The 20,051-nt window shown below is 67.8% G+C and carries 18 protein-coding genes; 12 read left to right on the forward strand and 6 right to left on the reverse strand.

Going from position 1 to position 20,051, the window contains the following annotated elements; translation table 11 throughout:
- Positions 1-13 precede the first annotated feature (13 nt).
- The 3 genes from J4O73_RS09345 (at position 14) to J4O73_RS09355 (ending at position 4,873) form a co-directional block, all read left to right on the forward strand.
- The gene (locus J4O73_RS09345; protein ID WP_426216887.1) at positions 14-1,837 is read left to right on the forward strand and encodes an extracellular solute-binding protein; all 1,824 of its coding nucleotides are present in this window, start codon (positions 14-16) and stop codon (positions 1,835-1,837) included.
- Complete coding sequence (locus J4O73_RS09350) at positions 1,834-3,681, forward strand: extracellular solute-binding protein (protein WP_426216651.1); 1,848 nt, start codon at positions 1,834-1,836, stop codon at positions 3,679-3,681. Before J4O73_RS09345 ends, J4O73_RS09350 begins: the two co-directional genes overlap by 4 nt.
- An 88-nt stretch (positions 3,682-3,769) precedes the next feature.
- Entirely contained in the window at positions 3,770-4,873 is a 1,104-nt protein-coding gene (locus J4O73_RS09355; protein ID WP_426216653.1) for a microcin C ABC transporter permease YejB, read from the forward strand.
- A 1-nt stretch (position 4,874) separates the two neighbouring features.
- On the opposite strand, the gene J4O73_RS09360 is transcribed toward J4O73_RS09355, so the two are convergent.
- Positions 4,875-5,351 (reverse strand): Rrf2 family transcriptional regulator, encoded by a 477-nt coding sequence (locus J4O73_RS09360; RefSeq protein ID WP_426216655.1) that lies wholly within the window; start codon positions 5,349-5,351, stop codon positions 4,875-4,877.
- 134 nt (positions 5,352-5,485) lie between these two features.
- Between J4O73_RS09360 and hmpA the strand changes: the two genes are divergently transcribed.
- Both hmpA and J4O73_RS09370 read left to right on the forward strand, forming a co-directional pair.
- On the forward strand, positions 5,486-6,709 hold the full coding sequence (hmpA, locus tag J4O73_RS09365) for an NO-inducible flavohemoprotein (RefSeq protein ID WP_426216656.1): 1,224 nt from the start codon (positions 5,486-5,488) through the stop codon (positions 6,707-6,709).
- A gap of 91 nt (positions 6,710-6,800) precedes the next feature.
- Positions 6,801-7,304: a GNAT family N-acetyltransferase gene (locus J4O73_RS09370; RefSeq protein ID WP_426216658.1), complete on the forward strand. Its 504-nt coding sequence runs from the start codon at positions 6,801-6,803 to the stop codon at positions 7,302-7,304.
- Positions 7,305-7,308: 4 nt separating this feature from the next.
- Here the strand turns inward: J4O73_RS09370 and J4O73_RS09375 are convergent, their stop codons facing one another.
- Both J4O73_RS09375 and J4O73_RS09380 read right to left on the reverse strand, forming a co-directional pair.
- Positions 7,309-8,469: a multidrug effflux MFS transporter gene (locus J4O73_RS09375; protein ID WP_426216660.1), complete on the reverse strand. Its 1,161-nt coding sequence runs from the start codon at positions 8,467-8,469 to the stop codon at positions 7,309-7,311.
- Positions 8,470-8,669: 200 nt separating this feature from the next.
- Positions 8,670-9,611, reverse strand: a complete 942-nt coding sequence (locus J4O73_RS09380; RefSeq protein WP_426216662.1) for a c-type cytochrome — start codon at positions 9,609-9,611, stop codon at positions 8,670-8,672.
- 269 nt (positions 9,612-9,880) lie between these two features.
- Here J4O73_RS09380 and J4O73_RS09385 point away from each other — a divergent pair, with 269 nt between their 5' ends.
- Both J4O73_RS09385 and J4O73_RS09390 read left to right on the forward strand, forming a co-directional pair.
- Positions 9,881-10,624, forward strand: coding sequence for a 3-deoxy-manno-octulosonate cytidylyltransferase (locus J4O73_RS09385; protein ID WP_378967179.1), 744 nt, complete (start codon positions 9,881-9,883; stop codon positions 10,622-10,624).
- A gap of 14 nt (positions 10,625-10,638) precedes the next feature.
- Positions 10,639-11,493 carry a prephenate dehydratase gene (locus J4O73_RS09390; RefSeq protein ID WP_426216664.1) on the forward strand — a complete coding sequence of 285 codons (855 nt, stop codon included), beginning with the start codon at positions 10,639-10,641 and terminating at the stop codon, positions 11,491-11,493.
- Positions 11,494-11,515: 22 nt separating this feature from the next.
- Here the strand turns inward: J4O73_RS09390 and J4O73_RS09395 are convergent, their stop codons facing one another.
- On the reverse strand, positions 11,516-12,241 hold the full coding sequence (locus tag J4O73_RS09395; RefSeq protein WP_426216666.1) for a tyrosine-protein phosphatase: 726 nt from the start codon (positions 12,239-12,241) through the stop codon (positions 11,516-11,518).
- A gap of 163 nt (positions 12,242-12,404) precedes the next feature.
- Between J4O73_RS09395 and J4O73_RS09400 the strand changes: the two genes are divergently transcribed.
- Together J4O73_RS09400 and ppa are read left to right on the forward strand one after the other, a co-directional pair.
- Complete coding sequence (locus J4O73_RS09400; RefSeq protein ID WP_426216668.1) at positions 12,405-12,911, forward strand: GNAT family N-acetyltransferase; 507 nt, start codon at positions 12,405-12,407, stop codon at positions 12,909-12,911.
- Positions 12,912-13,014: 103 nt separating this feature from the next.
- Positions 13,015-13,548: an inorganic diphosphatase gene (gene ppa, locus J4O73_RS09405; RefSeq protein ID WP_426216670.1), complete on the forward strand. Its 534-nt coding sequence runs from the start codon at positions 13,015-13,017 to the stop codon at positions 13,546-13,548.
- A gap of 9 nt (positions 13,549-13,557) precedes the next feature.
- On the opposite strand, the gene J4O73_RS09410 is transcribed toward ppa, so the two are convergent.
- A complete protein-coding gene (locus J4O73_RS09410) occupies positions 13,558-14,823 on the reverse strand; it encodes an FAD-dependent monooxygenase (RefSeq protein WP_426216671.1) in 1,266 nt (421 codons plus the stop codon).
- A 142-nt stretch (positions 14,824-14,965) separates the two neighbouring features.
- Here J4O73_RS09410 and tesB point away from each other — a divergent pair, with 142 nt between their 5' ends.
- The 3 genes from tesB (at position 14,966) to J4O73_RS09425 (ending at position 18,065) form a co-directional block, all read left to right on the forward strand.
- Positions 14,966-15,829, forward strand: a complete 864-nt coding sequence (tesB, locus tag J4O73_RS09415) for an acyl-CoA thioesterase II (RefSeq protein WP_426216889.1) — start codon at positions 14,966-14,968, stop codon at positions 15,827-15,829.
- A 291-nt stretch (positions 15,830-16,120) separates the two neighbouring features.
- Positions 16,121-16,459: a P-II family nitrogen regulator gene (locus J4O73_RS09420; protein ID WP_238248428.1), complete on the forward strand. Its 339-nt coding sequence runs from the start codon at positions 16,121-16,123 to the stop codon at positions 16,457-16,459.
- 100 nt (positions 16,460-16,559) lie between these two features.
- Entirely contained in the window at positions 16,560-18,065 is a 1,506-nt protein-coding gene (locus J4O73_RS09425; RefSeq protein ID WP_426216673.1) for an ammonium transporter, read from the forward strand.
- Positions 18,066-18,235: 170 nt separating this feature from the next.
- Here the strand turns inward: J4O73_RS09425 and serA are convergent, their stop codons facing one another.
- A complete protein-coding gene (gene serA / locus J4O73_RS09430; protein WP_426216675.1) occupies positions 18,236-19,843 on the reverse strand; it encodes a phosphoglycerate dehydrogenase in 1,608 nt (535 codons plus the stop codon).
- Positions 19,844-20,051: the final 208 nt, after the last annotated feature.

The raw sequence follows: 20,051 nt of genomic DNA on the forward strand, positions 1-20,051 counted from the left end.
TCTGGCGGCCTGCATGGTCGGCCCGGCCCATGCGCAGCCCGCGCCGCCCGACGCGAACGGCGAATGGACCCATGCCGTCACGCTGATGGGCAAGCCGAAATACGGCCCCGATTTCACGCATTTCGACTATGCCGACCCCAAGGCCCCCAAGGGCGGCCTCGTGCGGCTCGGCTCGCAGGGCGGTTTCGACAATTTCAACATCGTCGTGTCCGGCCTGAAGGGCGATCTCGAAGGCGGCATCCAGCAGATCTACGACACGCTGACGACCGAATCCTCCGACGAGCCGTTCAGCTCCTACGGCCTGCTCGCGGAGGCGATCCGTATCGCCCCCGATCTCGGCTCGGTCACCTACCGCCTGCGCGAGGGCGCCAAGTGGCACGATGGCAAGCCGATCACGCCCGAGGACGTCACGTGGTCCTTCGACGTGCTGAAGGCGAATTCGCCGTTCTACGCCGCCTATTACCACACGGTCTCGAAGGCCGAGGCGACGGGCCCGCGCGAGGTGACATTCACCTTCTCGGAGAAGGGCAACCGCGAGTTGCCCCAGGTGATCGGCCAGCTACGGGTGCTGCCCAAGCATTGGTGGGAGGGCAAGAACGCGGACGGCCGCCCGCGCAGCGTCACCGAGACGAGCCTGGAGATCCCGCTGGGTTCCGGCCCCTACAAGCTGGAGAAGTTCGAGCCCGGCCGCACCGCCACCTATACGCGCGTCGCGGATTACTGGGGCAAGGACCTACCGGTGAACGCGGGCCGCAACAATTTCGGCACCATCCGCTACGAGTATTTTCGCGACGGCACCGTGCTGGTCGAGGCGCTGAAGGGCGACCTCTATGATTTCCGCGTCGAGAACATCGCCCGGAACTGGGCGACGGCCTATGACGACTTCCCGGCCGTGAAGGACGGGCGCTTGATCAAGGAAGCCTTCCCCGACAAGGGCACGGGCATCATGCAGGCGTTCGTGTTCAACACCCGCAAGGACAAGTTCAAGGATCCAAGGGTCCGCCGGGCGTTCAACCTCGCCATGAACTACGAGGAGATGAACAAGTCGCTGTTTTACGGCCTGTACAAGCGCATCGACTCGTACTTCTTCGGCTCCGAACTCGCGTCCTCGGGCCTGCCCGAGGGGAAGGAGCGCGAGGTCCTGGAGAGCGTGAAGGACAAGGTTCCGGCCTCGATCTTCACCACGCCCTACAAGAACCCGGTCAACGACAGCCCCGAGGCGGTGCGTACCAACCTCCGCGAGGCGGTGCGCCTCCTGCGCGAGGCGGGCTACGAGTTGAAGGGCGGCCAGATGGTCGACAAGACGGGCACGCCGCTCACCGTCGAGTTCCTGGAATTCCAGAACACGTTCGAGCGGGTGATCCTGCCGTTCTCGGCTCAGCTGAAGCTGATCGGCATCGGCGCGACCCTACGGGTCATCGATCAGGCACAGTACCAGAACCGCATCCGCAATTTCGACTTCGACATCACCACCACGGGGTGGGGAGAGTCCCTCTCGCCCGGCAACGAGCAGCGGGAATACTGGGGGTCGAGGGCGGCCGACACGCCTGGCTCGCGAAACCTTGTCGGCATCAAGGATCCCGGCATCGACGCGCTGATCGAGAAGGTGATCTTCGCCCCCGACCGCGAGGGCGTCATCGCTGCCACCCGCGCCCTCGACCGGGTGCTGCTGGCCCATGATTTCGTGGTGCCGCAATGGGCATCCGACCGGCAGCGGACGCTCCGCTGGAACCGGTTCAACCATCCGGCGATATTGCCGCTCTACGCCAATTCCGGGTTCCCGACGACGTGGTGGTATGACGAGGCGCTGGCGGCGAAGACGGGGGCGCCCCGGTGAGGGCGACACGGCGCGGCCTCGTCCTCGGCGGTCTCGCCGCCGCTGCTCTGCCGCGCCCGGTCCGCGCCGCCGCACCGGACGAGCGCCATGGCCTGTCGAGCTTCGGGGACCTCACCTATCCGCAGGACTTCGCCCACTTCCGCTACGTGAACCCCATGGCCCCCAAGGGCGGGCGGTTTTCCGGCCAGTTGGCGGTGACGACGGGCAACCAGTCGCTCGGCACGTTCGACACCCTCAACATCTACGTCCTGCGCGGCTCCGGCGCGGCGGGGGTCAACCTGACCTTCGACAGCCTGATGACCCGCGCCCTGGATGAGCCAGACGCGATCTACGGTCTCCTCGCCCGTTCCGTGACCATCAGCGAGGACGGCTTGACCTACGGGTTCGCGCTCCGGCCGCAGGCGCGCTTCCACGATGGTTCGAAGCTCACTGCGCGGGATGTCGCGTTCAGCCTGAAGATCCTGCGCGACAAAGGTCACCCCGAGATCGCGGAGACGATCCGCGACATGACCGACGCCCGCGCCGAGGGCGATGGGCACGTCGTCATCACCTTCGCGCCGGGCCGTGCCCGCGATCTGCCCCTGATCGTCGCGCAATTGCCGGTCTTCTCGGCCGACTATTACGCCAAGCGCGATTTCGAGGCCTCGACCCTCGACGCGCCCCTCGGCTCCGGCCCCTATCGTGTCGCCTCCGTCGATCCCGGCCGGTCCATCGGACTGGAACGCGTGCCCGATTATTGGGGCGCCGAGTTGCCGGTGAATGTCGGGCGGCACAATTTCGAGAGCCTGCGCTACGAGTATTTCCGCGATCGCACCGTGGCCTTCGAGGCGTTCAAGAGTGGTGCCTTCACCTTTCGCGAAGAATTCACCGCCCGTGTCTGGGCGACGGGGTACGACTTCCCCGCCGCCGTCGAGGGGCGCGTGGTCCGTGAGACCGTGCCGGATGCCCGGCCCTCGGGCACGCAGGGCTGGTGGATCAACGAGCGTCGGCCCCAGTTCAAGGACCCGCGCATCCGCGAGGCGATCGGCCTGTGCTTCGATTTCGAATGGGCCAACAAGAACCTGATGTTCGGCGCCTACAAGCGCACGGCCTCGTATTTCGAGAATTCCGACCTGAAGGCCAGCGGGCCTCCGGGACCGGAGGAACTGGCCCTGCTGGCGCCGTTCCGCGACACGCTTCCGGCCGAGGTGTTCGGTGAGCCCTGGCAGCCGCCGGTCTCGGATGGATCGGGGCAGGACAGGGCGCTGCTCAAGCGCGCCGACGCGCTGCTGCGCGAGGCCGGCTGCACCCGCAGCGGCAGCGAGATGCGCCTGCCGGGCGGCCAGCCGCTGTCGATTGAAATCCTCGATGACGACCCGGTCTTCCAACCGGTGACGCAGCCCTTCATCCGCAACCTCGGGCTCGTCGGCATCAAGGCGTCGAGCCGCATGGTGGATCCGTCGCAATATCAGTCGCGGCTGAAGGATTTCGATTTCGATCTCACCCCCCGCCGCTATTCGGGCGGCGTCTCGCCGGGGGCGGAACTGCGTGACCTCTACGGCTCCCGCGCTGCCGCGACGACGGGTTCGAACAACCTGCCCGGCATCGCGGATCCGGCGGTCGACGCGCTGCTCGCCGCCATCGCCGGGGCACAGTCCCGCGTGGCTCTCACCATGGCCTGCCGGGCACTCGACCGAGTGCTGCGCGCCGGACGGCACTGGGTTCCGATGTGGTATTCGGCACAGCACCGCCTCGCCCTGTGGGATGTGTTCGGGCGTCCGCCGGACCCACCGAAATACGATCTCGGCGCCCCCGCGACGTGGTGGTTCGACCCCGATAAGGCGCGCAAGATCGGTCGGGAGTGAGGATGGATACCAGACCTTCCCGTCGTCATTGCTTCGCTGCGTTCGCAATGACGATGGAGTGTGAGACAGCCACGAGCACCCCGGCCCCATGCTGAGCTACATCCTGCGCCGGATCGGCCTGATGATCCCGACCCTGCTCGGCATCATGCTGATCACCTTCGCTATCGTACAATTCGCCCCCGGTGGTCCTGTGGAGCAGGTTCTGTCCAAACTCCAGGGACAGAGCGAGGGGTCGCTGTCCCGCGTCACCGGCGGTAGCGGCGATCTCGGCGGCGGATCGCGCGGCGGGACTGGCGGCGCCAGCAATTCCAATTATCGCGGCGCGCAGGGGCTCAGCCCCGAATTCATCGCCAAGCTCGAAAAGCAGTTCGGCTTCGACAAGCCGGCGCCCGAGCGGTTCGCGCTGATGATGTGGAACTACATCCGCTTCGATTTCGGACGCAGCTACTTTCGCGACGTCAGCGTCATCCAATTGATCCGCGAGCGGCTGCCGGTCTCGATCTCCCTCGGCCTGTGGATGACGCTCCTATCCTACGCGATCTCGATCCCGCTCGGCATCCGCAAGGCGGTGAAGGACGGCGAGCGCTTCGATCGCTGGACCTCGGCGGTAGTGATCGTCGGCTACGCCGTGCCGGGCTTCATGTTCGGCCTGATGCTGATCATCCTGTTCGCAGGCGGATCGTTCTACCAATGGTTCCCGCTGCGAGGCCTGACCAGTGAGGGGTGGGAAAGCTTCACCCTCTGGCACAAGATCACCGATTACGCGTGGCACATGGCTCTGCCGCTCACCGCCCTGGTGATCGGCGCCTTCGCGACCTCGACCCTGCTGACCAAGAACTCGTTCCTCGACGAGATCCGCAAGCAATACGTGCTCACCGCCCGGATGAAGGGGCTGTCCGAGCGCGGGGTTCTCTACGGGCACGTCTTTCGCAACGCGATGCTCATCGTCATCGCGGGCTTTCCCGGCGCCTTCATCTCGGCCTTCTTCACCGGCTCGCTGCTGATCGAGACGATCTTCTCGCTCGACGGGCTCGGAGAACTCTCCTTCCGCGCCATCGTCGGCCGGGATTATCCGGTGGTCTTCGCGACCCTGTACATCTTCTCGCTGATCGGCCTTGCGGTGAACCTGCTCTCCGACCTGATCTATGTCTGGATCGATCCGCGGATCGACTTCTCCGCGCGGGCCACGTGACTCAGGTTTCCGCGAGCGCAGGGTCGGCGTTGGTCAAGTCGGGCTTGGCAACACCCAGAAGGCGGGCGACATCACCTGATCCGGGATCGTTCAGCAGATCCGCCAGGGTGTAGCCGTCGAGAACGGCGAGGAAGGCCGACAGCGCCTCGCCGAGTGCTTGCTTCAAGCGGCACGGCGCGGTGATGATGCAGGCGCCGGAGGCGAAGCACTCCACGAGGGCGAGGTCGTCCTCGGTCTGCCGCACCACCTGCCCGATCACGATCTGCTCCGGCGGAAGAGCGAGGCGCAGGCCGCCGCCGCGCCCGCGGATCGTCCGGATCAACCCCAGTCGCCCGAGCTGGTGGACCACCTTGGTCAGGTGATTCTCCGAAATCCCGTAGGCGCGGGCGATCTCGCCGATCGAGCTCTGCGCAGGCTCTTGCAAGCCGACATAGATCAGCGAGCGCAGGCTGTAATCTGTGTAGCGGGTCAGGCGCATTTTGAATTCCTCACCTTCCGCTTACCACGAAGCGCGAGGCCGCGCCTCTCGGTAGCGAGAAACATGTATTTCACTTGCATGTTTTAAATGGCGCGCACATAAGGTTCATGTCGAATGCACCTTAAGAGTCTGCCATGCCGACCCCTCTCAGCCCCGCGACCATCGCCCTGATCAAGGCGACCGTACCCGCCCTGGAAGCCCACGGTCTCGCCATCACCCGGCGCATGTATGAGCGCCTGTTAGAGAACCCGGAGATGCGGGATCTCTTCAACCAGTCGCATCACGGCGAGACCGGCTCACAGCCGAAGGCGCTGGCGCAGGCGGTGCTGGCCTATGCCCGCAACATCGACAACCTGTCCGTCCTGGCGGGCGCGGTGGAGCGGATCGCGCAGAAGCACGTGGCGCTGAACATCCTGCCGGAGCATTATCCGCATGTGGCAGGCGCCCTGCTCGGGGCCATCGGCGACGTGCTGGGCGATGCCGCCACCGCCGAAATCTGCGCCGCCTGGGGCGAAGCCTACTGGTTCCTCGCCGAGGTGCTGATCGGCCGCGAGGCGGCGATCTATCGTGACCTCGCCAGCGGTACGGGAGGCTGGAACGGCTGGCGCGACTTCGTGGTGGAGAGTGTGACGCCGGAAAGCGAGACGATCCGCTCCTTCGTACTCGTTCCCGCCGATGGCGGCCCGGTGCTGCGGCACAGGCCGGGCCAGTATCTCGGCTTCCTGTTCGATGTGCCGGGCATCGGCGTCCTGAAGCGTAACTACTCCGTCTCCTGCGCCCCGAATGGCCGCGCCTATCGCATCACCGTCAAGCGCGAGGGCATCGCCTCCACGTGGCTGCACGAGCAGGTGAAGCCCGGCGACCGGCTCAGGCTCGCGCCCCCGGCGGGCGATTTCTTCCTCGATACGGAGGCGTCCGATCCCGTTGTGCTGGTGAGCGGCGGCGTGGGGCTCACGCCGATGATGAGCATGCTGGAGACCCTGGCCGACGAGCGGCACAACCGGCCGGTCTGGTACGTCCATGGAGCCCTGAACGGGCGCGTCCACGCCCTGGGCGAGCGGGCCCGGACGCTCGCCGCGCACCATGGCGGCGTGGAACTCGCCACCTTCTACGCCGCCCCCGAAGGGTCGGACCGCCAGGGACGCGATTACGACCATCGCGGCCTGATCACCGCCGAATGGCTCGTCGCCAACACGCCTCAGGCGCAGGCGACCTACTATCTCTGCGGCCCGAAGGCGTTCCTGCGCGATCTCCTCAACGGGCTCCTGCGCCTCGGCATCCCGGCCTCGCGGGTGAAGTACGAGTTCTTCGGCCCCGCCGACGACTTGATCGAGGACGAGGCGCGTCAGGCCGCCTGACGTCAGCGGAGGCGCGCACCGAACCGGTTCTGGTTTGCCGCCGCGCCTCCGCACTGTTACGCGGCTCACGTTTCCGCGGAGCCGCCACGCCGTGACCTCACTCTCCCTCGTCGTCCGCCCCGAGCGGACGGAGGACGCCCCCGCCATCGCTCGCCTGGAGTCCCGCGCCTTCGGGCCCGGCCGCTTCGCGCGCACCGCCTATCGCCTGCGCGAAGGCAACCCGTACCGGCGCGATCTCGGCGTCACCGCTTCCGTGGGCAGCTTCCTCGTCGGCTCGGTGCGGATGAGCCCGGTGCGGGCGGGAGAGGCGGGCTTCCTGATGCTCGGGCCGCTCGCGGTCGATCCGAGCTTCGAGGGGCGCGGGATCGGCTCGGCCCTGACTCATGCCGCTATCGACGCCGCGCGGGAGGCGGGCGAGGGCCTCGTGATCCTCGTCGGCGATGCGCCCTATTACACGCGGTTCGGTTTCACACCCGTGCCGCCGGGCCAGCTCGCCATGCCCGGCCCGGTCGACCCGGCCCGGCTGCTCTGGGTTGAGTTGCGCGAGGGCTTCGCCGCCACGTTGTCAGGCGTGATCCTCCCCGCAGGCCGCTGAAGGTTCAGCCCCGCCGCAGTGACAGCGCGGCGATCAGCCCGGCCGCCAGCAGCGTGAGGGCGACCGGCGCCGCCGAGGTGGCGGGCCATGCCGTCGCGGCGGCAGTGAACAGGGCGCCGAAGCTCATCTGCGTGAAGCCGTAGAGGCTCGAGGCCGAGCCCGCCGCGTGTGGATCGACGTTCATCAGTCCTGCCACGGCGTTGGGGCTGAGGATGCCGACGCCGACCGCGTAGAGAAAGAGGGGCAGAATCAGCGTCTCGACCTGGAGCAGGCCGGCCCTGTCGATCGCGAGCAGCGCCAGCGCCGAGACGATGCAGACGAGGTTGCCACTGCGGGCCGCGCGCAGGATCGAGACCCGGCCCGCGATGCGGCTCGCCAGCACCGCGCCCGCCACCATGCCGAACACCACCAGCAGGCAATCGAACCCCACTTCCTGTGGCGAGCGTCCAAGCCGGTTCACGAGCAGGAACGGCGCTACCGCCAGGAACGCGTAAAGGCTCGTGCCGCCGCATCCCCCGGCGACGAGATAGGCGCGGAAGGCGGGCAGGCGCACGAGGCGCAGATAGGCGGCAAGCACCGCCACGGCCCCCGGCAGGGCGACCTTCTGCCGGTTGGTCTCCGGCAGGATCACGATGACCAATGTCCCCAGGATGGCGACGACCAGGGCCAGCAGGACGAACACGGCCCGCCAGCCGAAGGCGTGGCTCACCACACCGCCGATGGCCGGGGCGAGGGCGGGCGTGAGGGTCATGGCCGTGACGAGGATCGCGAGCTTGCGCGCCGCGTCCTCCCGGGTGGACACGTCGCGCACCATCGCGCGGCCGATCACGAGGCAGGAACAGGCGCCGAGCGATTGCATCGCCCGCGCCAGCAGCAACACGCCGAGATTGGGCGCGGGAATCGCGAGCAACAGCCCCGCGAGATACAGCGTGAGGCCACCGATCAGGACCGGCCTGCGGCCGTAGCGGTCGGACAGGGGCCCGTAGAGCAATTGCCCACCCGCGAGGCCGATCAGGTAGACCGTGATCGTGGACTGGATGCCCGCTGCGTCGGTGTGGAGGTCCAGGGCGGCGGCAGCGAGGGCGGGCACGAAGATGTGCAGCGCCACCGTGCCCGTCATCGTCACCGCGACGAGAAGGGCGAGCGGCGCCTGTCGCGGCGTCATGGGTCGGGTCACGTCGTCCGGCAAAGGGGCATCCTCTGCGCTTCTGCTGCGGCTACCGCTAAAGCATCTTCCGTTGCAATGGACGCTGGTTTGGAACGAGAAATTGTGGCCGGAACGGTGAAACCGCGCGGGGCCGCCATCCTCCGCCTCAAACGCAAAAGGCCGGGCGATCAGCCCGGCCTCTCGTTCCTGCGCGGCGCCTACTGCTTGGGCGTGCCCACGTCGAGTTCCTTTGCCTTCTCCACCGCTTCCGGGTTCGCCTTGGCCGGCGGCTCCTTCGTGGCGGGGGCGGAGGGGGCATCCTGTTCGGCGGGGATCAGGCTCGACGGCTGACCGGTCTGGTCGCTGTCATGCGCGTTCGCGGGCGGGGCCGGAGCATTGCGGTCGCTGCCGTTGCCCTCGGGGCGCGGGCTGCCCGGGGGCTTCTCGATCGCAGGCTTGGCGGTGTTCGTGTCGGCGGGCTTGGCCGGCGAATCCTTACCCTCGGAGCCCTTGTTCAAAGCGGGCTTGTCGGCGCTCGGCTTCTCGGCCGCGGGGGCAGCGGCGGGCTTGTCGCCTTCCTTGGCGGCGGCGGGCTGAGCGGCGGGCTTGTCCGCAGCCTTCTCGGCTGCGGGCAGCGGCTTGGGGCTGTCGGACAGGCTGCGCAGGTAGGCGATGACGTTCGCGCGGTCCGTCGGCGAGGCGATGCCTGCGAAGGCCATCTTCGTCCCCTTGGCGTAAGCCTTGGGGTTCGTCAGGAACTCGTCGAGGTCGGCATAGGTCCAGCTGCCGCCCTTCTCCTTCAGCGCCGCCGAGTAATCGAACCCCTCGTGAGCGGCCTTCTTGCGCTCGACCACGTCCCACAGGTCCGGGCCGACCTTGTTCGGGCCACCCTTCTCGAAGCTGTGGCAGGCATGGCACGCCTTCGTGCCGCCCTGGCCCTTCTCGGCGCTGGCGCTGGCGAGCCGCACGGCGATAGGCTCGACCTTCGCGTCGGCTGCGGCCGCAGCGGGCGCCTCGGCCGCCGCCTCGGGCAGGTCGTAGCCCGCCTTCCCGGCGGGTTTCGGGTGGTAGATGAGCTCGGCCACGAATCCCGAGCCGGCCGCGAACAGCAAGGCGCCGAGCACGGCACCGGCGATCTTGTTCACCTCGAACGAGTTCATGGGCCTCTCTACGTTCCCGGCCGCACCTGCGCGGGCTGACCCGGCCGCAAGGCTGCTCTCTGGAAGGCTTCGAGGGTGCCTTAGCCGCTTCGCACCGATCTTGACAATGGCGCTGCGCGGGGTCGCGGGGTCGCGGGGGGGCGGTGCCTGCAGGATTCTGCCAGTATTGTCACCGTCCTGCCTACGCAGCGGCCCCGCACTCATGCCTGGGGACGACAATCGGGACATGGCCTGATATGCACCCGAGCCTTCCACGGACCCTTCGAGCCATGTCCGATCCCCTGGTCCTCATCCCGGCGCGACTCGCCGCCACCCGCCTGCCGAACAAGCCCCTGGCCGACATCGCGGGCGAGCCGATGATCATCCATGTCTGGCGCCGCGCGGTAGAGGCCGGAATCGGCCCCGTCGTGGTGGCGACGGATACGCCGGAGATCGTGCAGGTGGTCGAGGCGGCGGGCGGCCTCGCCGTGCTGACGCGGCCGGACCATCCCTCGGGCTCCGACCGCCTCGCCGAAGCGCTGGAGAGCATCGACCCGGAGGGGCGGCACGACGTGGTCGTGAACGTACAGGGCGACCTGCCGACCATCGACCCGGCGATCATCGGCGCCGCCGTGGTGCCGCTCTCGGACAAGACGGTCGACATCGTGACGCTCTGTGCGCCGATCACCCATCCCGACGAGGCGGACAACCCCAACGTCGTGAAGCTGGTGGGCCACGAGGTGGCGCCCGGCCGCCTGCGGGCCCTCTATTTCACCCGCGCCCGGGCGCCCTACGGCCCGGGGCCGCTCTGGCACCACATCGGCCTCTACGCCTACCGCCGGAAGGCGTTGGTCCGGTTCGTCGCCTTGCCGCCGGGCGAGTTGGAGACCCGCGAGAAACTGGAACAGCTGCGTGCCCTCGAAGCGGGCATGCGCATCGACGCAGTGATCGTGGACGACCTGCCCCTCGGGGTCGACACCCCCGAAGATCTCGAAAGGGCGCGCGCCGTGATGCAGCGCCGCCGCCTCAACTGAACCCGATAGAGACGATGTCCCCCCGCACGATTTCCTACCAGGGCGAGCCCGGCGCCAACTCGCACATCATCTGCTCCCAGGCCTATCCGGACTGGTCCTCGCTCCCGTGCCCGACCTTCGAGGATGCGTTCGCGGCGGTGACCGAGGGGCGCGCCCAGAGGGCGATGATCCCGATCGAGAATTCCCTGGCCGGGCGGGTGGCGGACATCCACCACCTGATCCCGACCTCGACTCTTCACATCGTGGCCGAGCACTTCCTGCCGATCCACTTCCAGCTCATGGTTCTGCCGGGCACGCCGGTGGAAGCATTGAAGAGCGCCCACAGCCATGTCCATGCTTTGGGCCAATGCCGCCGGATCATCCGCCGCCTCGGTCTGCGCTCGGTGGTGAGCGGCGACACAGCGGGTGCCGCGCGGGAGATCGCCGAAGCGGGTGATCCGAGCCGCGCCGCCCTCGCTCCGGCGCTGGCGGCGGAGGTCTACGGCCTCGAGATCCTGATGCGCGACGTCGAGGACGCCGCCCACAACACCACGCGGTTCGTGGTGTTCTCGCCCGAGCCGGAGCCCATTCCGGGGGAGGGGGCCTTCGTGACGAGCTTCGTCTTCCGGGTGCGCAACATTCCGGCGGCTCTCTACAAGGCGCTCGGTGGCTTCGCGACGAACGGCGTCAACATGACGAAGCTCGAAAGCTACATGATCGAGGGCGAATTCACCGCCACGCAATTCTACGCCGAGGTCGATGGCCATCCCGAGGAGCCGGGCTTGCGCCGGGCTCTCGATGAACTCGGCTATTTCTCGCGCGAATTGCGCATCATCGGCACCTACCCGGCCCACCCGTTCCGCGAGATGGCTCGGCCTGCGGCAGAGTAGGGGCCGGAGAGCGGGGCGTCCCCTATTCCCGCCGGATCACCCGGTCCACGACCATGTCGGACCAGAAGCCCGGCCGGAAATCGCGCTTGAGGGCTTCCGGATCGTAGACGGTCTCGACCCAGGTGAGGAAATCGAGGCCCTTGGGCTCGCCCTCCGCGAGATAGCGGTCGAAGAAGGCGTCGAGGATGCCGGTCTTGGCGAAGCGGAAATGGCCGTAGCGGGCCGAGAGCTGGCGCGCAGCCTCGGCCACGGGGCGTCCCTCGTGCAGGATCAGGTAGAGGGCCGCCGCGAGACCCGCCCGGTCGGCGCCCGACTTGCAGTGCATCACCGCCGGGTACTCGATGCCTTCGAAGAAGGCTTTGGCGGCGAGAATCGTCGCCTTGTCCGGTGCCTCGCGTGAGCGCAGCACGAACTCCACCAGCGTGAGCCCGTGGCGCTCGCAGGCCTCGCGCTGAAGCGGCCAGGAACCGTGCTCTCGCCCCCCACGCAGGGAGATGACCGTGCGCACGCCCTCGGCGCGGAAGCGCGCGAGCTGGTGCGGGCCGGGCTGGGCCGAGCGCCAGATCTTGCCCCCACCGACCCGGTGGCGGTTGAGATAGGCGAGGCGGAACACGCCGTGGTCGACGAGCAGCATGTTGGCCCAGGCCATGAGCCGACTGCCCGCGCCGCCGATCGGCCGCTCGAAGCGGGCGATGCGGGCCATGCGGCGGGCGTAGCGCGTCTCGGGCTTGATGAAACGTTTGAGCACGATGTGTCCGGAAGGCGATGGGCCGCCTGTACCAGCAGGGGGGAAGCCCGGCAAATGCGCTGCGCCGAAACGGCGCCGATCTTGCCTTCACTCTGCCCGGATCCGCATCGAACCTGCGCCGGATCCGGGGGTTGTTTGCCGACAGAGACGGGAGGCCGAGCCGATGACCACGCGCACGACGAGCATCCGCCGGGCCAGGGAGGCCGACCTCGGCGGCTTGTCACGGGTGTTCGACGCGGCGTGGCGCGAGGCTTACCGCGGGATCATCCCCGGCGTCGCCCTGGAGCGGCTGATCTCCGGCCGCGGGCGGACGTGGTGGAAGGTCGCTCTGAATCGGGGGAGGCCCCTCGCCGTGGTGGAGACCGGTGATTCCGTCGTCGGCTATGCCGCTTACGGGCGCGCTCGCAGCCGCACGCTCGGCACCGATGGGGAGATCGACGAACTCTACATGATGCCGGAATATCAGGGCCTCGGTCTGGGGCGCCGCCTGTTCCGTGCGGTGCATAACGACCTCGCCGATCACGGTTTGGGGCGGCTCGGCGTCTGGACGCTGGAGGACAATGCCCGGGCGGGCGCCTTCTATCAAAGCATGGGCGGACAACGCGGGCCGCTCGTGCCGGATCGCGTGGGCGGCATCACCCTGGCGAAGGTCGGCTACGTGTTCGTCTGAGCGAACGCTTTCCCCGTTTCGTTGCTAAAGGGCAATTTCCAGCAGACGCCCGCATGTCTATGAGACGCTCAGCGCGGCCATATCCGCCTCAGGGAGCGACCCCATGAATATCGACGCGATCTCGATCGGCAAGAACCCGCCGGATGACGTCAATGTCATCATCGAGGTGCCGCTCGGTGGCGAGCCAATCAAGTATGAGATGGATAAGGAATCCGGCGCGCTGGTCGTCGACCGCTTCCTCTACACGCCGATGTTCTATCCCGGGAATTACGGCTTCATCCCGCACACCCTCTCCGGCGACGGCGACCCGTGCGACGTGCTGGTCGCCAACACCCGCGCCATCATCCCGGGCGCCGTGATGAGCGTACGCCCCGTGGGCGTGATGGTGATGCAGGACGAGGGCGGCGAGGATGAGAAGATCATCGCCGTGCCGTCGCGCCGCCTGACCAAGCGTTACGACCGGGTCGAGAACTACACCGACCTGCCCGAGATCACGATCCACCAGATCCAGCACTTCTTCGAGCACTACAAGGATCTGGAGCCCGGCAAGTGGGTGAAGTTCGTCCGCTGGGGCGACAAGGAAGAGGCGCACCGCCTCATCGCCGAGGGCATCGAGCGGGCGAAGAAGAAGGCCTGAGGTCCGTCCTCACCGCATCAGGCGCGGCACGCTCTGGCGTTGCTGCGCCGCCTCGCGGATGAAGAAGCCCTTCAGCCCCGGCAGCTTGTCCACGAGGCCGAGGCCGAAATCGCGGGCGAGCCGCAGGGGCAGGGCATCGTTCGAGAAAAGCCGGTTCAGCCCGTCGGTGGCTGCGGCCATGGCCAGCGTGTCGAACCGGCGGGCGCGCTCGTAGGCCTTGAGCACGTCCGGGCTTCCGGGATCGAGGCCCAAGCGCATCGCATCGCTCACCCCCTCGGCCAGAGCCGCCGCGTCGGCGAGGCCGAGGTTCAGGCCCTGGCCCGCGATGGGGTGAATGACGTGGGCGGCATCGCCCAGCAGCGCGAGGCGTTCCGCCTGGAAGGCCCGTGCGAGGCCGAGCGACAGCGGGTAGCTGTGTGGCCCGTGCTCCAGAGCGATCTCCCCGAGATCCAGGGTGAACCGTCGGGCGATCTCGCCCAGAACCTCGTCCGCATCGCCGGAGAGCAGCGCCTCCGCATCCGCCTTCCGCTCCGTCCAGACGATGGACGAGCGGTGGCCGAGGGGCCCGCCATCCCGCAGGGGCAGGATCGCGAAGGGGCCGGACGGCAGGAAATGCTCGAAGGCGCGGCCGTCATGCGGCTTCGCATGACCGATGGTCGCGACGATGCCGACCTGCGGATAGGACCAGCCGACCCAGCCGATCCGCGCGGCCTCGCGCAGGCGCGAACGGGCGCCGTCGCAGGCGACGAGGAGATCCGCCGTCATCGTCTCCCCCGTCGAGAGTTCGGTCCGCATCGTTCCGCCCTCGCAGGTGGCGCGGATCACCGCCGCCTCGATCAGGGATACGCCCGCGGCGAGGCAGGCCTCTCGCAGGGCTGCGCCGAAGGGCTCGGCCTCGACCATGTGGGCGAAGGGCTCGTCGACTTCGAGCGGGGTGTCGCCGAAGTTCAGGAACGACGGCCGCACCGGATCCGCGAGGCGGCTGTCGCTGATCACCATGCGGGTCATCGGCTCCGCCGCATCGGTGATCGCCTCCCACACCCCGAGCCTCGTGAGCATGCGGCGCCCGCCCGCCGCGACGGCGTAGGCCCGGCCGCGATGGCGTTCCGGCGCGGCCCCGCCGGGATCGAGCACCGCCACCTGGAGCGCCGCGCCGTTGGCATGCTTCAAAGCGAGCGCGAGGGTCAGCCCGGCGAGGCCGCCTCCGGCGATCAGCACCGTGCGGCTGCCCGGGCGGGCGCCGTTCCGGGCCGATGCGAGCGCGCTGGCCGTCATCGCAAGTCTCCGTTTTCCTGGGGCGGCTTCTTGGGCGGCCGATGGACCGCGCGGATGCACAAGCCTATGTCGCATCCGAACCTGGAACGGAAACCCCAGGCCTGCGGATCCCCCCTGAATGTCCGATGCCGACACCGACGCGATGACCGAGGCGGTCGCCGAACTCATCGCCATCCTCGATCTGGAACAGCTGGAAACCGACCTGTTCCGAGGTCACAACCCCAAGACCGGCTGGCGCCGCGTGTTCGGCGGGCAGGTCGTCGCGCAGGCCCTGGTCGCTGCCCAGCGCACGGTGTCGGCCGATCGCCCGGTCCATTCCCTGCACGCCTATTTCCTGCTGCCTGGGGATCCGCGCATCCCCATCGTCTACGAGGTGGAGCGCCTGCGCGACGGCCAGAGCTTCACCACACGCCGGGTGAAGGCGATCCAGAATGGCCGCGCGATCTTCGCCACCACGGTCTCGTTCCAGATCGTCGAAGACGGCTTCGCCCACGGGACGGAACGGCCCGACGTACCGGGCCCTGAAGGGTTGCCGGGTGGGCGGGAGATCGCCGCGATGGCCGGGCTCGCCCTGCCCGAGGCCATCGCCGCCTATTTCGCGCGGCCCCGGCCCATCGACCTGCGCCCGGTCGATCTGCGGCGCTATCGCGGCGGTGAGCCGCGCGAACCTGTCTTCAACGTTTGGCTGCGCGCGGCGGCGACGCTGCCCGACGATCCGGCCCTTCACCGGGCGGTGCTGGCCTACGCATCCGACATGACGCTGCTCGACGTGGCTTTGATTCCCCACGGGCGCTCCGTGTTCGACCCGCAGGTCCAGGCGGCGAGCCTCGACCATGCCTTGTGGTTTCACGGGCCGGTTCGCGCGGACGAGTGGCTTCTCTATGCGCAGGACAGCCCCGCCGCCGCCGGAGCCAGAGGCTTCGCCCGCGGCCAGATCTTCGATCGCGACGGGCGGCTCGTCGCGTCGGTTGCCCAGGAGGGATTGATCCGGCCGCGCCTGGATTAAAAAGGGAGAAGAGACGTAAGCGACGCCTTTGGCGTCGCCCTACGCTGTTTGTGCGCAATATGCCGGTTCCGTGGGCATACGATTTTGCCCGTTGTCCAACACGTAGGCAATTGACCGGCTAATTTTCGGGCAGCCTGTGTGCGGGAGCCGTCGTTACGGCCGAGCTTGGCTGGCACAGTCCTTGAATAGGGGGGAGCAACCGCAGGCCATCCTGGCCGTGTGGGCCACCCGGATCCCTCGTGGCGCTGGTTCGGCGTCGGATCCCAAGTATTCAACAAGGGGGTGCCACCCATGAAGATCGTGATGGCCATCATCAAGCCGTTCAAGCTGGAAGAGGTGCGCGACGCCCTCACCGGCATCGGCGTGCACGGCCTGACGGTGACCGAAGTGAAGGGTTACGGCCGTCAGAAGGGCCATACCGAGATCTATCGCGGCGCCGAATACGCCGTCAGCTTCCTGCCGAAGCTCAAGATCGAGGTGGCGGTCGCCAGCGACCTGACCTCCAGCGTCGTCGATGCCATCGCGGGTGCCGCCCGCACCGGCCAGATCGGTGACGGCAAGATCTTCGTGATGCCCCTCGAAAAGGCGGTGCGCATCCGGACCGGCGAGACCGACGCCGACGCCCTTTGAGCGAAGGGGCCGCGCCGGACCGCCCGGCAGCGCCCGTTCGATCGACCCCATTCCCTCTTCGATCTTCCACACCGCTTAAGCGACCGGGAGCCTCGTGCCCATGAAACTCCGTACTGCCCTCTCGCTCGGCTTGGGAGGAGCGGCGCTTGCCCTCCTCTTGGTCGAGCCCTCGCTCGCGCAGACGCCGACGCCCGAGGCCGCCGCTGCGGCCACGCCCGCGGCGCCCATCCCGAACAAGGGCGACACCGCCTGGATGCTGATCTCTTCGGCCCTCGTGCTGATGATGAGCGTTCCCGGCCTCGCCCTGTTCTACGGCGGCCTCGTCCGCACCAAGAACATGCTTTCGGTTCTCACCCAGGTCTTCGCGATCGTCGCGATCGCCGGCCTGCTCTGGGTATTCTTCGGCTACAGCCTCGCCTTCACCAATGGCGGCGGCATCAACGATTTCGTCGGCGGCTTCTCGAAGGTCTTCCTGAAGGGCGTCGATCCGAACTCGACCGTCGCCACCTTCTCGAACGGCGTAGTGATCCCCGAATACGTCTACATCTGCTTCCAGATGACGTTCGCCATGATCACCCCCGCGCTCATCGTGGGCTCCTTCGCGGAGCGCATGAAGTTCTCGGCGCTGGTCGTGTTCGTGATCCTCTGGGTCACGCTGATCTACTTCCCGATGGCCCACATGGTTTGGTACTGGGGCGGTCCGGATGTGGTTGCGGGCGCTGCCAAGGCTCTGGCTTCCGCCACGGACGACGCCTCCAAGGCGAGCGCGCAGGCGGCCCTCGATGCCGTCAACAAGGATGCCGGCTTCCTCTTCCAGAAGGGTGCCCTCGACTTCGCCGGCGGCACCGTGGTGCACATCAACGCCGGTATCGCGGGCTTCGTCGGTTGCCTGATGCTCGGCAAGCGCATCGGCTACGGCCGTGACCTGCTCGCCCCGCACTCGCTGACCATGACCATGATCGGCGCCTCGCTCCTGTGGGTCGGCTGGTTCGGCTTCAATGCCGGCTCGAACCTCGAGTCCAACGGCACCGCCGCGCTCGCCATGCTCAACACCTTCGTCGCCACCTGCGGTGCGGCGGTGGCGTGGCTGTTCGCCGAGTGGGCTCTCAAGGGCAAGCCGTCGCTGCTCGGCATGGTCTCGGGTGCCATCGCCGGTCTCGTGGCTGTCACCCCGGCCTCCGGCTTCGCCGGTCCGATGGGCTCGATCGTGCTCGGCCTCGTCGCGGGCGTGGTCTGCTTCATCATGTGCTCGACCGTGAAGAACGCCCTCGGGTACGACGACTCCCTGGACGTCTTCGGTGTCCACTGCGTCGGCGGCATCCTCGGTGCTCTCGCGACCGGCATCCTCGTCGATCCCAAGCTCGGCGGCGTCGGCATCCCCGACTACACCACCAAGCCGGGTGAGCTGGTCGTCGGCGCCTACGATATGATGAGCCAGGTCATCGTGCAGGCCGAGGCGGTCGGCCTGACCCTGCTCTGGTCGGGTATCGGCTCGGCTATCCTCTACAAGCTCGTCGACCTGACGATCGGCCTGCGCGTCACGCAGGAAGAGGAGCGCGAGGGCCTCGACATCGCCGATCACGGCGAGCGCGCCTACAACTACTGAGCGTCACGCTCTGACGAAGAAGGCCCCGGCTCGCGAGAGCCGGGGCCTTCTTCATTTGCTCTCTGTCATTGCGAGCGTCAGCGAAGCAATCCAGGGAGGCGCCAAGCTCGGAAGGTAGACCTCCGCCCCTGGATTGCTTCGCTTCGCTCGCAATGACGGGCTGAGTACCTTCAGAAGCGCACCGCCCGCACCCGCTTCACCTGCGGGATGGCGGTGATCTGAGCCAGGACCTCCTCCGGTACCCGGCCATCCACCGCCACGAAGGCGATGGCGTCGCCGCCCTCGCGCTCACGGCCGAGGTTGAAGGTCGCGACGTTCACCCCCGCCTCGCCGAGCAGGCTCCCGAACCGGCCGATGAAGCCCGGCTTGTCGTGGTTGCGTACGAACAGCATGTGCGGCGCGAAGGCGGCATCCATGGCGATGCCGCGGATTTCGATCACCCGCGGCTTGCCGTCCTGGAACACGGTGCCCGCCGCGTCGCGGGGCATGTCCTGCGCTTCGACCGTGATCCGCACCACCGATTCGAAGTTGCTGTGTGCGCCGCCCCGGCGAACCTCATCGACGACGATGCCGTGCTCGTGCGCCAGCGCAGGAGCCGAGATCATGTTCACATCGGAGCGGAAGGCCCGGAGCACCCCGGTCACTGCCGCCGCCGTGAGCGCACGGGTGTTCATCTCGGCCACCGCGCCCTCGTAGATGACGCGGATGCCGGTGACCGGCGCCTCGGTGAGTTGGCCGAGGAACGAGCCAAGCTTTTCGGACAGCTCCACGAAGGGGCGCAGACGCGGCGCCTCGTCGGCGCTGATCGCCGGAAAGTTCACCGCATTGGCGATGGCGCCATCCACGAGATAGGCCGAGATCTGTTCGGCCACCTGCAACGCCACATTCTCCTGCGCCTCGGCCGTCGAGGCGCCGAGATGAGGCGTGCAGATCACGTTGGGATGCCCGAAGAGGGGATTGTCCTGCGCGGGCTCCACGGCGAACACATCGAGCGCCGCCCCCGCCACATGGCCGGAATCCAGCGCCGCGCGAAGCGCGACTTCGTCCAGGAGGCCGCCGCGTGCGCAATTCACGATGCGGATTCCAGGCTTCGTCCGGGCGAGCGCCTCGGCCGACAGGATGTTGCGCGTCTTGTCCGTGAGCGGCACGTGCAGGGTGATGACGTCGGCCCTGGCCAGCAACTCATCGAGTTCGACCTTCTCGACACCGAGTGCCACGGCGCGCTCCGCCGAAAGGAACGGATCGTAGGCGATCACCTTCATCTTCAGGCCGATGCCGCGTTCCGCGACGATGGCGCCGATATTCCCGCAGCCGACCACGCCGAGGGTCTTGGCGGTCAGCTCGATGCCGAGGAAGCGGTTCTTTTCCCACTTGCCACCCTGCGTCGAGGCATCGGCCTGAGGGATCTGGCGCGCCAGGGCGAACATCATCGCGATGGCATGCTCGGCGGTGGTGATGGCGTTGCCGTGGGGCGTGTTCATCACGATCACGCCCTTCGCCGTCGCGGCGGGGACATCGACATTGTCGACGCCGATCCCCGCCCGGCCGATCACCTTCAGACGGGTCGCGGCCTCCAGGACCTTGGGCGTCACCTTGGTGGCCGAGCGGATGGCGAGGCCGTCATACGCGCCGATCTCGCGGATCAGCGCGTCGCGGTCCTTGCCGAGTTCGGGGCGGAAATCGACCTCGATGCCACGATCCTTGAAGATGCGGATCGCCGCCTCGGAGAGGGCGTCAGAGACGAGGACTCGTTTGGGGGTCTGGGGCTGCGCGGGCATGGGGCCTCCGGCGCTGGAAGGAAACAGGGCGTGCGTCCGCATGGCGCCGCCGCTTCGCGCGGTGCGCGCCTCACATCCTCGTCGTCATTGCGAGTGCCAGCGAAGCAATCCAGCGCGGCGGGACATTTCGAGACCTCGGCGGATCTCTGGCTTGCTTCGCTTTGCTCGCAATGACGGGGTGAGCTTCTAAGCGTTCACAACGCCCCTC

The sequence above is a fragment of the Methylobacterium sp. NFXW15 genome (assembly GCF_049887755.1).
GTDB lineage: Bacteria > Pseudomonadota > Alphaproteobacteria > Rhizobiales > Beijerinckiaceae > Methylobacterium.

Bases quoted from the DNA above. Each gene is read 5' to 3' on its own strand.
- J4O73_RS09345 (WP_426216887.1), top strand. From the start codon at position 14: ATGGTCGGCCCGGCCCATGCGCAGCCCGCGCCGCCCGACGCGAACGGC.
- J4O73_RS09355 (WP_426216653.1), top strand. From the start codon at position 3,770: ATGCTGAGCTACATCCTGCGCCGGATCGGCCTGATGATCCCGACCCTG.
- J4O73_RS09360 (WP_426216655.1), bottom strand. From the start codon at position 5,351: ATGCGCCTGACCCGCTACACAGATTACAGCCTGCGCTCGCTGATCTAT.
- hmpA (WP_426216656.1), top strand. From the start codon at position 5,486: ATGCCGACCCCTCTCAGCCCCGCGACCATCGCCCTGATCAAGGCGACC.
- J4O73_RS09375 (WP_426216660.1), bottom strand. From the start codon at position 8,469: ATGACGCCGCGACAGGCGCCGCTCGCCCTTCTCGTCGCGGTGACGATG.
- J4O73_RS09380 (WP_426216662.1), bottom strand. From the start codon at position 9,611: ATGAACTCGTTCGAGGTGAACAAGATCGCCGGTGCCGTGCTCGGCGCC.
- J4O73_RS09385 (WP_378967179.1), top strand. From the start codon at position 9,881: ATGTCCGATCCCCTGGTCCTCATCCCGGCGCGACTCGCCGCCACCCGC.
- J4O73_RS09390 (WP_426216664.1), top strand. From the start codon at position 10,639: ATGTCCCCCCGCACGATTTCCTACCAGGGCGAGCCCGGCGCCAACTCG.
- J4O73_RS09400 (WP_426216668.1), top strand. From the start codon at position 12,405: ATGACCACGCGCACGACGAGCATCCGCCGGGCCAGGGAGGCCGACCTC.
- ppa (WP_426216670.1), top strand. From the start codon at position 13,015: ATGAATATCGACGCGATCTCGATCGGCAAGAACCCGCCGGATGACGTC.
- J4O73_RS09410 (WP_426216671.1), bottom strand. From the start codon at position 14,823: ATGACGGCCAGCGCGCTCGCATCGGCCCGGAACGGCGCCCGCCCGGGC.
- tesB (WP_426216889.1), top strand. From the start codon at position 14,966: ATGACCGAGGCGGTCGCCGAACTCATCGCCATCCTCGATCTGGAACAG.
- J4O73_RS09420 (WP_238248428.1), top strand. From the start codon at position 16,121: ATGAAGATCGTGATGGCCATCATCAAGCCGTTCAAGCTGGAAGAGGTG.
- J4O73_RS09425 (WP_426216673.1), top strand. From the start codon at position 16,560: ATGAAACTCCGTACTGCCCTCTCGCTCGGCTTGGGAGGAGCGGCGCTT.
- serA (WP_426216675.1), bottom strand. From the start codon at position 19,843: ATGCCCGCGCAGCCCCAGACCCCCAAACGAGTCCTCGTCTCTGACGCC.